Annotated in this window: 12 protein-coding genes; 8 read left to right on the top strand and 4 right to left on the bottom strand. The window is 65.4% G+C overall.

Annotation, left to right across the window (positions count from 1 at the left end; all coding sequences use genetic code 11):
- The first annotated feature begins 12 nt into the window (after nt 1–12).
- From AAF481_18725 to AAF481_18715, 3 genes are all read left to right on the top strand, one after another.
- Nucleotides 13–681, top strand: coding sequence for a lytic transglycosylase domain-containing protein (locus AAF481_18725; protein MEM7483205.1), 669 nt, complete (start codon nt 13–15; stop codon nt 679–681).
- Nucleotides 682–756: 75 nt separating this feature from the next.
- Nucleotides 757–1,323 (top strand): CDP-diacylglycerol--glycerol-3-phosphate 3-phosphatidyltransferase, encoded by a 567-nt coding sequence (pgsA, locus tag AAF481_18720; GenBank protein ID MEM7483204.1) that lies wholly within the window; start codon nt 757–759, stop codon nt 1,321–1,323.
- A 3-nt stretch (nt 1,324–1,326) separates the two neighbouring features.
- Entirely contained in the window at nt 1,327–3,912 is a 2,586-nt protein-coding gene (locus AAF481_18715; GenBank protein ID MEM7483203.1) for an MMPL family transporter, read from the top strand.
- Between the two features lie 8 nt (nt 3,913–3,920).
- Here AAF481_18715 and AAF481_18710 read toward each other — a convergent pair whose 3' ends face one another.
- The gene (locus tag AAF481_18710) at nt 3,921–4,847 is read right to left on the bottom strand and encodes an alpha/beta fold hydrolase (protein ID MEM7483202.1); all 927 of its coding nucleotides are present in this window, start codon (nt 4,845–4,847) and stop codon (nt 3,921–3,923) included.
- Nucleotides 4,844–6,391 carry a pyruvate kinase gene (gene pyk / locus AAF481_18705; protein MEM7483201.1) on the bottom strand — a complete coding sequence of 516 codons (1,548 nt, stop codon included), beginning with the start codon at nt 6,389–6,391 and terminating at the stop codon, nt 4,844–4,846. The genes AAF481_18710 and pyk overlap by 4 nt, the downstream gene beginning before the upstream one ends.
- Before the next feature lie 142 nt (nt 6,392–6,533).
- Between pyk and ffh the strand changes: the two genes are divergently transcribed.
- The 4 genes from ffh to AAF481_18685 all read left to right on the top strand — a co-directional run bounded on the left by ffh (nt 6,534) and on the right by AAF481_18685 (nt 9,704).
- Nucleotides 6,534–7,865: a signal recognition particle protein gene (gene ffh, locus AAF481_18700; GenBank protein ID MEM7483200.1), complete on the top strand. Its 1,332-nt coding sequence runs from the start codon at nt 6,534–6,536 to the stop codon at nt 7,863–7,865.
- Nucleotides 7,866–8,307: 442 nt separating this feature from the next.
- Nucleotides 8,308–8,826 carry a hypothetical protein gene (locus AAF481_18695; GenBank protein ID MEM7483199.1) on the top strand — a complete coding sequence of 173 codons (519 nt, stop codon included), beginning with the start codon at nt 8,308–8,310 and terminating at the stop codon, nt 8,824–8,826.
- A gap of 161 nt (nt 8,827–8,987) precedes the next feature.
- Nucleotides 8,988–9,404 (top strand): hypothetical protein, encoded by a 417-nt coding sequence (locus AAF481_18690; protein MEM7483198.1) that lies wholly within the window; start codon nt 8,988–8,990, stop codon nt 9,402–9,404.
- 57 nt (nt 9,405–9,461) lie between these two features.
- Entirely contained in the window at nt 9,462–9,704 is a 243-nt protein-coding gene (locus AAF481_18685) for a hypothetical protein (protein ID MEM7483197.1), read from the top strand.
- A gap of 429 nt (nt 9,705–10,133) precedes the next feature.
- Here the strand turns inward: AAF481_18685 and AAF481_18680 are convergent, their stop codons facing one another.
- Entirely contained in the window at nt 10,134–10,562 is a 429-nt protein-coding gene (locus AAF481_18680; protein ID MEM7483196.1) for a helix-turn-helix transcriptional regulator, read from the bottom strand.
- Nucleotides 10,559–11,038 carry a type II toxin-antitoxin system RelE/ParE family toxin gene (locus AAF481_18675; GenBank protein MEM7483195.1) on the bottom strand — a complete coding sequence of 160 codons (480 nt, stop codon included), beginning with the start codon at nt 11,036–11,038 and terminating at the stop codon, nt 10,559–10,561. Before AAF481_18675 ends, AAF481_18680 begins: the two co-directional genes overlap by 4 nt.
- Before the next feature lie 96 nt (nt 11,039–11,134).
- On the opposite strand from AAF481_18675, the gene AAF481_18670 reads away from it, so the two are divergent.
- Nucleotides 11,135–11,635, top strand: a 501-nt coding sequence (locus AAF481_18670; GenBank protein MEM7483194.1) for an IS1 family transposase, incomplete at its 3' end; no start/stop codon positions are given.

Raw genomic sequence — 11,635 nt, 5'->3', positions numbered from 1 at the left:
ATGAAGCGTTGGATGGCTGTGCTGCTCTGGGGAACTGCCTGCGGACTGGCCGCGATGTCCGTCGCGGCGGAAGTGCGCCTAGAAACTCGTCCCGACGGCTCGGTGGTGGTGTACAACGTCGGCCCGAAGAATCCGGCATCGGGCCGCGCCGCTACCGAGACCAGCGTGAACTCCGAAGGCGCCAAGCGGCGCAATGCGGTGGCGAATCACCGCGAACGCTGGTCTCCCTTTATCGAGGAGCAGAGCCGCCTCCATGGGCTCGATCCGAAGTTGGTGAAAGCCCTGATCCGGGTGGAGTCGTCCTTCGATCCCAGGGCGAAATCGAAAAAGGGCGCCATGGGCCTGATGCAGCTCATGCCGGCAACGGCTCGCGATCTCGGGGTGACGGACGCCTTCGATCCACAGCAGAATGTGCGCGGCGGGGTGACCTACCTGCGCCGCATGATCGACCGCTTCGGACGCATGGAACTGGCCCTCGCCGCCTACAACGCCGGTCCCGAGGCGGTGGCTCGCTACGGCGGCATTCCGCCCTACCGAGAGACCCGCCAATATGTCGACCGGGTGCTCAGCGTCTACCTCGGCCGGCCGGTCGAAGTCGGTCCCTTGAAAATCGCCGCCAAGCCCCGCCTGGTGCGCGATCGCTCCGGCCGGATGGTGATGACCAATCAACCGCCGGGCTGACCTCTCCTCCATCTCTCCGGGCTCCTGAGCCTGGAGTAGAATGCCGATCCCGAGCCGGGCGGTACCCCCAATCCCATGTTGAACACTCCCAACCTCCTGTCGATCTTTCGGATCCTGCTGGTGCCGCTGCTCGTGGTGATCCTGCTGACCAAGATCGACGGCAAGGAGTTTCTTGGCCTCGGGGTGTTCCTGCTGGCGGCCCTGACGGACTTCCTCGACGGCTACTTGGCGCGTCGCAACAAGCAGGAGACCCGCCTCGGCAAGTTGCTCGATCCGGCAGCCGACAAGATCCTCACCTCGGCGGCTTTCATCTCGTTGGTGGAACTTGGGCTGGCGCCGGCCTGGATGGTGGTGGCGATCATCTCGCGGGAGTTCGCGGTCAGCTCGCTACGGGCATTCATCGCCTCGGAGGGCCGAGTGCTGGCCGCCGGCTGGTCCGGCAAGGTCAAGACGGTGGTGCAGATCGTCGCCATCGCCCTGCTGATCTTCTATAACCAGCTCGGCGAGTTTGCCCACCTGGCACCGATTTCCCTGTGGGTGGCTCTGGTGATCAGCGTGTATTCCGGCCTCGAGTATTTCGCTCGCTTCGGCCGCGAAATTCTGCGCGAGCACCTCGCCGCCACCGCCGGCAACGACTCCTAGACCATGCCCACCACCTCTTTGTTGCGCCGTCTCGGGGTTTTCGCCCGGCACCGCTACTGGCAGATCTTCGCCGTCACCGCGGTGCTGGTGGTGGCGAGCGTGTATCTGACGTCGCGGCTGCGGTTCGACACGGACGTGCTGAATCTGCTGCCGAAGAACGATCCGGTGATCGACATTTTCCTCGAGACCTTGGACAGCTTCGGGTCGATCGACTATCTGCCGGTGGCGGTACGCTTGCCGGAGCGGGCGATGCTCGATCCCTACGAAACCTTCGTCGACGAGTTGGCGATGGAGCTGAAGGAGCTGGAGGAGATCGAGTCCGTCGAGTACCACCTGGGCGACACGGAATCGCTGCTCGAAGAGTTCTACCCCAAGGCGGTGTTGTTCTTGGACGAGGACGGCCGCGCCCGGTTGGCCGAAAAGCTCTCCGACGAAGGCATCCGAAAGCGCGTGCAGGAGATGCGCCGCCTCCTCGGGACGCCCCAGGGCCAGACCCTGAAGGAGTTGATGCTGGTCGATCCCTTCGGCCTGGTGGAGCTGTTCCTGGATCGGGTGCAGGGCTCCCGGGGCGCGCTGTCGGTGGACTGGTCGAGCGGCTACTACTTGTCCCAGGATCACCGGATGCTGTTGATTCTCGCCAAGCCGGTACGGCCGCCGGCGGACGTCGATTTCGACGAACTGCTGGTGGCGGCGGTGGAGGAGCGCATTGCGGCGGTGCAGAGCCGCTGGCCGGAGATGGTGGGAGTCGATCCGGAGGCCCCCGCTGAACTGGCCGCCGATCTTCCGCCCCCGCCGGAAGTCGCCCTCGGCGGCGGCTACCTGACCGCCCTGGACGATGCCCGCTTCATCCGGCGGGACGCCATCGTCGGCGGGTTGACCTCGCTGGCCGGGGTGTTGCTGCTGTTCCTGTTCGCCTTCCGGCGCCTGGGGCCGCTGCTGTTCGCCGTGGCGCCGCTGGCCTGCGGCTTGATTCTCACCTTCGGCTTTTCGGAGCTCACCCTCGGCAAGCTGTCGAGCGCCACCAGCATGACCGCCGCTCTGCTGATCGGCCTGGGGATCGACTTTGTCATCGTCTCCTATGGTCGCTACGTCGAAGAGCGGCGACGGGGCGGCGACCTCGCCAGTTCCCTGGCGGCGATGGCCGGTTCCTCCGGCCGGGCGGTGGTGGTGGGCGGCTTGACCACCGCGGCGACCTTCTACGCCTTCCTGGTGACGGACTTCACCGGCTTGCGGCAGATGGGGTTTCTGACCGGCACCGGCATCCTGCTGTGCATGCTCAGCGTGCTGTTCCTGCTGCCGGCGCTTCTCGCCTGGCGCGATGATCGTCACCGCCGCAAGAGCAGCGCCCCCAACCTCTACATGCACAGCTTCGGCCTCCAGCCGCTGATGCGCGCCTGCGTGCGGTCGCCGCGGGTGGTGGTGGCCATCGGGGTGGCGACCACCGCGGCGGCGGCCTGGTTGGCTGCCGGCCTGGGCTTCGAGGAGAGCATGCAGGCGATGCGGCCGGAAGGGAACCGCGGCATCCAGGTGACGAAGGAGGTGGGGGAGCGCTTCGGATCCGGCTTCGACTACATGATGCTGGTGCTGCATGGAGACACCCCGGAAGAGGTGCTGGCGCTGGCCGCCGAAGCCGCCGAAGGGGCGAAAGAGCTGGTCGATGAAGGGGTGCTCAACGGCTACGGCGGGGTGGGCTCACTGATCCCGCCGCCGGCCCGCCAGGCGGCGGTGCTCGACTGGCTCGACCGCAAACGCGGCGATGCGCTGGACATTGACCGCATCGCCGAGACCTTCCGCGCCGAGGCGGCCGCCCAGGGCCTGCGCTCGGATCCCTTTGAGCCGGGCATCGCCCTGCTGGGTTCTGGCCTGTCGCACTCGGAGCCCATCGGCATTCGCGATTTCGCCGACTCGGCCCAAGGCCAGGCGCTGCTCGACCGCTTCGTGCAGCGGCGCGGCGATCGCCCCGAAGACGGTTGGGTGTCGCTCGTGTACCTCTATCCTCCGGAAAACCTGTGGCGCCGGGAACCGCCGCCGCCGGCCGTCGCGCTGGCCGATGAGCTGGGTCCCCAGGCCACCCTCACCGGCACGGCGGTGATCAATGAACGAGTGCGCTCGCGGGTGCGTCCGGACGCTTGGCTCGCCGGCATCCTGGGCCTGCTGGCGGTGGGAGTGCTGCTTTATTTCGATTTTCGGTCCTTGCGCTACACCCTGCTGTCGCTCCTACCCCTGACGGTGGGCATCTGCTGGATGCTCGGCATCATGGCCCTGCTCGGCATCGACTTGAACTTCATGAACATCTTCGTTACGACCATGATCATCGGCATCGGTGTGGACTACGGTCTCCACATGGTGCACCGCTTCCGGGAGGGTTCCTCGCCCTCGGAGGTGGAGACGGGGATGACCGAGACCGGCAACGCCATCGTGGTGGCCGCGCTGTCGACCGTCTGCGGCTTCGGCTCCCTGGTGTTCTCCCACTACCCGGGGCTCCGCTCCGTCGGCTTCGTCGCCGTCCTCGGCGCCATCTCCACGGCCCTGGTCGCGGTGACCCTTTTGCCGGCGGTGCTGACCTGGGTCAAGCGGCGCAGCGCGTAGCGACTGTTTCAGCCGGCTCGGCCGGCGACGTCGGCGACCGCCGCGGCCAACTCTTCAGGCACCTCTTCCTGTAGGAAATGCCCCGCCTCGGTGTGGGTGACCGGAGCGTCCGGGAAGGCTTTTTCGTGCCACCTCAAGGCGCGACCGAGGATGGGATCTTTCGTTCCCCAGACCAGTGCGATCGGGCCGTCGAAGGACCGCGCCCAGGCCTCGCCGCGGCGCAGCGCCGGCAGGTCCGGATGGTCGAGACGGTCCGGCACCATGCGGGCGAGGGCGAGGGGCGCGACGCGGTCGCGAAGGCGGCGCAGCGGCCAGCGGTAGGCCCGGGCGATGGGTCCGCGGATGGAGGCGGGATCGCCCTGGATCTTGTGCAGGACGTTCTGCGGAAAGCCGAGAACCCGAAAAACGAAGTCGCTGAGCATCGGCCGCCGGGCGAAGCGGTGGAACGAGGTGCCGCGGGGCTTGTCCGGAATCAGCACCGAGGTGTTCCCCAGCACCATTCCGCTGATGCGCTCCGGCAGGCGAGCCCCGACGCTCACCCCGATCGGGCCGCCCCAGTCCTGGAGCAGCAGGATTGCGTCGTCGAGGCCGAGAGCCGAAACCAGTTCGGCGATGGTGTCGGCGTGGCGGTCGACGCTGTGGTCGGCGATCTTCGGCAGTTTGCTGGACAGGCCGAGGCCGAGGAGGTCCGGCGCCACGCAGCGAACCTCCGGCAGATCGGCGATCACCTTGCGCCACAGGAAGCTCCAGGTGGGATTGCCGTGGAGCATCAGGATCGGTCGGCCGTCGCGCGGGCCGTGGTCGATGAAGTGGAGGGTGCGGCCGGCATCGGTGCCCTCGCTCAGGCGGTAGGTGGCGCGCTCGAAGGGCAGGCGGGAGGCCAGAAAGTCCGGCAGCCGTGGTGCCGGTCCAAAGGGAAAGTGCTCACTGGTCATGACTTGGCTCCTGCCGTTGCGGACGACGGATCTTTTCGCGCCGGAGCCCTTTCGGCGGCGCGCCACTGGGTCTCGGTGCGCACCGGGTGCACGCGCATCAAATTCGTGCGGGTGCGTTCGCGGATCGGATCGGCCATCAGGGCGACGATGATCTCGCCGGCGGCCGCCAGGCCGCGGGCGAGGAGTTCCCGGTCCACCAGCTCAATGACCTCCGCGTGGTGCTCCAGGCGATCCGGTAGATAGTGCGGATCCACCCCCCAGACGAGCTGCAGCTGGCGGGCCACGGGGAGGCTGTTGGTGAACAATACGATGGGGGTGGAGGGCCGGTAGCGGGCCAGCAGGCGGCCGGTGAATCCGCTCTGGCTGAAGGCCACCAGGCGTACGGCCTTGAGCTGACCGGCGGTGTAAACGGCGGCGGCGCACACCATGTCCGGAATGTCCTGGGCGAAGTCTTCGGACAGGCGTCCGACCTCATTGGCGCCGAACGTTTCACTTGAAGTGCGCCGGAGATTGACTCGCTCCCGCAGGTTCTTGCGGCGGAATTCCTCCGCCGAGGCGATGGTGGCGGACATCACCGCCACCGCTTCTGCCGGGTGCTCACCGGCGGCCGTTTCGCCGGACAGCATCAGGGCGTCGGCGCCGTCGAGGGCGGCATTGGCGATATCGGTGACCTCGGCGCGGGTGGGGCGCGGCTGGGTCATCATCGATTCGAGCATCTGGGTGGCGACGACCACCGGTTTGCCGCGCTTGCGGCAGGCTTCGACGATGCGCTTCTGGAGCACCGGCACCCGGTGGATGGGCACCTCGACCCCGAGGTCGCCGCGGGCCACCATCACCGCGTCCGCTTCTTCGACGATCTCCGCCAGATGGTCGAGGGCTTGGGAGCGCTCGAGTTTGGCGACCAGCGGCAGATCGCCGCCGCACTCCGCCACCACTGCGCGAATCGCTTTGAGGTCCGCGGCCCGGCCAACGTAGCTGGCGGCGACGAAGTCCACCCCCTCGGCGAGGGCGAAGGCGATGTCGCGCCGATCCTTCGGGGTGATCCGAAAGCCGAGGTCGCTGTCCGGCAGGTTGATGCCCTTGCGGCTGGAGACGGTGCCGCCGGAGCAGACCGTGGCGACGGCGTGATCCGGCTGCTTCTCTTCGACTTGTAGCTCGACCAGACCTTGGTCGATCAGCATGCGCTGGCCCGCCTCCAACAATTCGAGGATGCCGGACTTGCCGAGGGGCAAGTCGTAGCCCTCGCCATCCCCGAGGGTGATGCGTTCGTCCTCCTGAAGGGTGCGGGGCTGCTTCATCTCCCCCAGCCGATAGCGCGGACCCATCAGGTCGAGCAGCACGGCCAGGTGACGCTGCTCTTGTTCGGCGATGGTCCGCACCTCGCGAATGCGCTGACGGTGTTCTCGGTGGGTGCCGTGGGAGAGGTTGAGGCGCACCACGTCGGCGCCCGCTCGCACGATGGTGCGCAGGGCTTCGAGGCCGGCGGTGGCCGGGCCGACGGTGGCGACGATCTTGGCGCGGCGCAGGGCGTTGGTGTATTGCACGATCAGGTTCTCCCGCCTGGCTCAGGCGCTGGGGACGAGGTGTTCGCTGGTTTGCGGGCCTCGGGTCGATCCTTTACCATTTCCCTTCCGATCCGCGGGATTCGAGGTTTCCGCGAAGAACCCACCGGGAGACCAGATCACCATGTTCGACGGACTGCAGGGAAAGCTTCAAGACGTCTTTCGCCAGCTCAAGGGCGAAGGCAAGATCACCGAAGACGCTCTCAACTCGGCGCTGCGCCAGATCCGCCTGGCATTGCTCGAAGCGGACGTTCATATTCGCGTCGTGCGGCCGTTCGTGGAGCGGGTGCGGGAGCGAGCCCTCGGGCAGGAAGTCCTTTCGAGTCTGACGCCTGCCCAGCAGGTCGTCAAGATCGTGCGCGATGAGTTGGTGTCGCTTCTCGGTGACGAAGGGCGCGAGCTGGAGTTGACCCACCGTCCGGCGGTAGTGCTGCTGTGCGGCCTTCAGGGTTCCGGCAAGACCACCACCGCCGGCAAGCTCGCCAAGCGCGTGGTCGGCAAGGGCCGCCAGCCGCTGCTGGTCGCCGGTGACCTGCAGCGCGCCGCCGCCGTCGAACAGTTGATCCAGGTCGGCGCCGGCGTCGGCGTGCCGGTTTGTGCGCCGAATCCCGGCCAGGGCGTGCTGCCCCTGGCGGACAAGGCCGAGAAGACGGCTCGCGAGGGCGGACACGATGTGATCGTCTTCGATACCGCCGGCCGGCTGCACGTGGACGACGATCTGATGTCCGAGCTGCGCTTCCTGGCGGAGCGCTTGCAGCCGGACGAGATCCTGTTCGTCGCCGACGCCATGACCGGTCAAGACGCGGTGCGCAGCGCCGAGCGCTTCGCCGCCGAGTTGCCGTTGACCGGCGTCATCCTCACCAAACTCGACGGCGACTCCCGCGGCGGTGCGGCCCTTTCCATCCGCACCGTGGCGCAGGTGCCGATCCGCTTCGTCGGCATGGGCGAGAAGGCCGAGGATCTGGACCTGTTTCATCCGGAACGCATGGCCTCGCGCATGATCGGAATGGGCGACGTGCTGACCCTGATCGAGCGTGCCGAGCAGGGGATCGATCAGGACGAAGCCCAGCGCCTCGCGACCCGCATGGCGCGCCAGGAGTTCACCCTGGAGGATCTGCGCGATCAGCTCCGGCAGCTACGCAACATGGGCCCGTTGGGCCAGCTTTTGGAACTCCTCCCCAAGGCCGGTCCCTTGAAGAACCTGGACGCCACCGAGGTGGACGAAGGTCAACTCAAGAAGGTAGAGGCCTTGATCAATTCCATGACCCCCTTCGAGCGCCGCAAGCCCCAGGTGCTCAACGCCAGCCGCAAGCGCCGGGTGGCGCGCGGCTCCGGCTCCTCCGTCCAGGACATCAACCGCTTGCTCAAGCAATACAAACAGATGAGAAAAATGTTCAAGGGCGTCAAGGGCAAGTGGTTGCGCAAGGCGATGGGCGGCGGCGCGTTCCCGCACTAGCAAGTCGCTGAAAGAGGCCTTCGGCCTATGATTTCAGCTTCCCTGCGAGCTCTCTACTCCAGGGGGCTGGGCGCCGCCTCGCCTGAAAAGACCAGTCTTTTCAGGCTTCACCCCGTCCTCGGCGCCTCCGGCGCCGCCTCGCCGGGGGCACCCAGCCCTTCGGGCGCGGAGCAGGCTGCTGAACGGTCAAGATGAGTTTCAGCTCCCTGCTAGCAGGGAGCTGAAAAACGCCTTCGGCCCATACTTTCAGCTGCTCTGCTAGCGAACTCGCGCCACTGTTTCCGATTTCTTCTTGACAGGTGACTTACGCTTCGTTACCGTTAATGTACTTTTTGTGTGTACGCGATGGCCGTGATCGGCGCGGTGGCGGCCAGCCGGCCCGCTCACAGAGTCGAGGGCAACGGACGAGCCCGGTTTGCACCAGGACGGAAGGGGGAAAGACATGACGCGAGAGAACCGCGAAGAGCGTTTGGAAGGAGTGTTCGGCACTGACCTGTTGCGCCGGCTGCGGAGGGAGGACGATCCGCCGGCCGCCTTCGAGGCCTTGCTGGCCGGGCCTTGGAAGGTAGTGGCTATTCCTCCCGAGGGGACGCCATCGCCAGGCGCCATGGCCTGGGAAGAGCCCCGGTTCGCCGTATCGCGGGGTGATGGAGATCCGCCCATCGCCCTCTGTCGGGATCGCCAAACGGCCTTGCTGATGGCGGCCGTACTGCCGAGTCTTGGCCGGCGAGATCGTTACTCGGTGCGAGACGTGGTGGGCGAAGAGGTGCTGATCGAGGGGGGCGAACCGGTGGTTCGGATCGCGCCGGAAGCCCGCGACGCGGCGCCTGGCCTGCACACCCTGAGCTGTGTGCTGCGCTCCCCGGCCTCCCTGTCGCTGTTTCTGGAGGCGGCCGGTTCCACCAGTCTTGAGCGTGCGGGTCTACTGCTCGCCCTGCGCCTCGACGCCGGCGAGGGATGAAGCGGTACCGATGACTGTCCGGGGTAGTGGCTCAGTTTGAAATCCAGAGAATTGAATCGCGCGAGGGCTTGCAGGCGCGGCTAGGGTGGTGACCTAACCCAGCGGACCGACGGAGCGCGCGAACGCTCCGCCGGCCCTAGCCACGCAAAGGAGCAAGACCTATGCGCGACCGAGCCGAGTCTACCGCTCGCCCTCATCCCCTGCCTATGTCCTGCCGTCCACCTGGGGCTCCGCCGCCCTGGGACGAAGACAGCGGCTTCCGCGAGATCTACCTAGCTGAGTTCGAGGACGCCGAAGCGCGCACCACGCTGCGCCGTCTGGCGGCCTTGATGGTGACGCTGTACCGGGAAGGCTTCCGGACCCACCCGCCGACCGCCGAGTCCTTCATGGTGCGCTCCCTACGCGCCCTGGCGGCCGATTCCCGCCACCTGCACGGCTACGCCCACATGCTGGGCCGCAGGGCCGACGAAGACGAGCTGCCGCGGGACATGGTGCCCCTGTCGGACCTGGCCCGCGACCTGGCGCCCGCCTTCGCCCAGCTCGCCGAGCGCATCGAGCGCGCCCTCCCTCTGCCGTAGACTCCTCACCACGGGGCGGGAATGGACCCGCCCCGCCCTCCTGTTACAGTAGGTGTCATGCCCAAACGCTCAAGCATTAAACGCCCGACAGACTTCAACCAACGCGCCTTCGACATCGTGCGCGAGGCCACCGGCGAGAAGGCAAAACAGGAACCGCCGGAGAAGAACCCACACGCGGTCGCCCTTGGGCGGCTCGGCGGAAAGAAGGGCGGGAAGGCGCGGGCCGTGAAGCTCACCCCGGAGGAGCGGTCGGAGATTGCGCGGAAGGCCGCCAAGGCCAGATGGAACAAAGGTCCCTAAGAGCCGGCTCTCTTGATATCCAGGGGAACGCTGCCGACCTTCTTGCCTCTAGATTCCTCATTCTTCGAAAAGTAGATGTCAAATCGATAAGTACCGAGTCCGTAAAAGCGGACGGCCTTGATCCCCGCCATGACACGAATTCGCTTGTGATCCGCTAGTTCCACCTCGACCTTTACATCCGGAGTGTTGGTTTCCCCGTTAGGTCCAACCAACGCTACGGTTTGCCAAAAGTGTTCTGCCTCACTTGGGTCGCTCCTCGTCCACAAGCACACTAGTTGTGCGTCGGTAGCAACCCCAGTATCCCCTGGCTCTGGGTCCGGCAGCACTTCTTCCCCGTCTATCGTTAGCTCTTCCAGGAGGTCGATGAGTGTGAGCAGATTGCTGGCCTTGTCAACAATTGCTCGCCTACAGATGAGGGACCAACGCAGATCAGCCATTGGCCTGGATGTTCACGAGATTTCCGAAGCCCGGCTTAGGATTGACCGTTCTGCCAGAAAAGTCGAATTGCGCCCCCGTTTGCTCTCCGACGCTATCGGCTGACCTTCGGGCACGGGCTTCGTCGAAGGCTCGCGCCTCTTCTACGCTCAGGGTTCGAACGACTTCACGCCCGTCTCTCGTCAAGCGAATCTGAACTAGGGCGTCAAGGGCCTGGGCCAACTTCGCCATGGTCCTGATCGTAAAATTGGCGCTAGACCCGTTAAGTACCTTGCTGATGTAGGCGGGCGTGGTGTCGATTGCATCAGCCAGTTCTGCCTGCGAAATATCCTGGTCAGACAAGAGCCTATGCAAGTCGTCCTCGAATCCCATTCGAGCCAGGGACATCCAGTATTCGATAGGTCGTACCCGTTCAGTCGTCATTTCTTCTCCCTTCTGAACTGTAGGACGCCAGATTGCGGCAGGCGGAGTCGCCTTTCTGCTTTCGCTTTCAAGTACAGCGACCGTCGTTTCTTGGCTTTCTTGATCTCCCGTCGAGGAGTTTTCCGTCCCTGCTTTCGGAATAAATGAGTGCAAATGATGTGACGGCGAATCTTGGGATCGCCTTCGTCGTAGAACCAGAGAACTCTCACCGATCCATCCTTGAACTCAAATATCCCGTCCTCAAGGGGGCGACACCTTGTGATGTTACTGAAGTTGGGGCCATTGTCCGGCACGCCTTTCTCCAGAAGCGCGAGCATAGAGCTGGCATTGATGTCCGCCGGATCCGCGGAGGCAAGTTCCGACTGAATGCCCTCGCCTCCAATGCCATCCATTTCCGAGACGGTCCAGACTGCGTCAGGCGCAGGCCGCCCAATCCTCACTAGGCACACATTAACCCCTGAGTTAATATCGGTCAAGAGTTTACCTCTAAGTTTACTCTCAGCGTTGTAGCTATCAAACCTCAACTCTATCTGAATTTGACATTGCTAGCTCGTTCAAGCATAATGTCAGTTATGGCAAACGTCCTCCCTACCGCAAAGCGCGTCGCTATCGTGTCGGCCCTGACTGAGGGCTGCTCGATCCGTTCTACCGCCCGCATGGTGGGCGTGTCCCGGAACACCATCACGAAGCTGCTGGTAGACCTGGGCGAGGCGTGCGCGGCCTACCAGGACGAGCACCTGCGGGAGCTGCCGTGCAAGCGGGTGCAGGCGGATGAGATCTGGAGCTTCGTGTACGCCAAGGCCAAGAACGTGCCGCAGGAGATGAAGGGCGAGTTCGGCGTAGGCGACGTGTGGACCTGGACGGCGCTCTGCGCGGACTCGAAGCTGATGGTGTCCTGGCTGGTGGGCTCGCGGGACTCGGGCGTTGCTACCGAGTTCATGCAGGACGTGGCGGGGCGCCTGTCGAACCGCGTGCAGCTCACCACGGACGGCCACCGGCCCTACCTAGAGGCGGTCGAGGATGCCTTCGGCGCGGATGTGGACTACGCCATGCTCCAGAAGCTCTACGGGAGC

The organism is Acidobacteriota bacterium, assembly GCA_039030395.1.
In the GTDB taxonomy this organism is placed as follows: Bacteria; Acidobacteriota; Thermoanaerobaculia; order Multivoradales; family JBCCEF01; genus JBCCEF01.
The sequence above is the reverse complement of the archived record's forward strand: the minus strand, read 5'-3'. Positions and strand labels throughout refer to the sequence as shown.

Excerpts from the sequence above, each read along its gene's own strand:
- AAF481_18710 (MEM7483202.1), bottom strand. The coding sequence starts at position 4,847 with ATGACCAGTGAGCACTTTCCCTTTGGACCGGCACCACGGCTGCCGGAC.
- AAF481_18680 (MEM7483196.1), bottom strand. The coding sequence starts at position 10,562 with ATGACGACTGAACGGGTACGACCTATCGAATACTGGATGTCCCTGGCT.
- AAF481_18685 (MEM7483197.1), top strand. The coding sequence starts at position 9,462 with ATGCCCAAACGCTCAAGCATTAAACGCCCGACAGACTTCAACCAACGC.
- ffh (MEM7483200.1), top strand. The coding sequence starts at position 6,534 with ATGTTCGACGGACTGCAGGGAAAGCTTCAAGACGTCTTTCGCCAGCTC.
- pgsA (MEM7483204.1), top strand. The coding sequence starts at position 757 with ATGTTGAACACTCCCAACCTCCTGTCGATCTTTCGGATCCTGCTGGTG.
- AAF481_18725 (MEM7483205.1), top strand. The coding sequence starts at position 13 with ATGGCTGTGCTGCTCTGGGGAACTGCCTGCGGACTGGCCGCGATGTCC.
- AAF481_18695 (MEM7483199.1), top strand. The coding sequence starts at position 8,308 with ATGACGCGAGAGAACCGCGAAGAGCGTTTGGAAGGAGTGTTCGGCACT.
- AAF481_18690 (MEM7483198.1), top strand. The coding sequence starts at position 8,988 with ATGCGCGACCGAGCCGAGTCTACCGCTCGCCCTCATCCCCTGCCTATG.
- AAF481_18715 (MEM7483203.1), top strand. The coding sequence starts at position 1,327 with ATGCCCACCACCTCTTTGTTGCGCCGTCTCGGGGTTTTCGCCCGGCAC.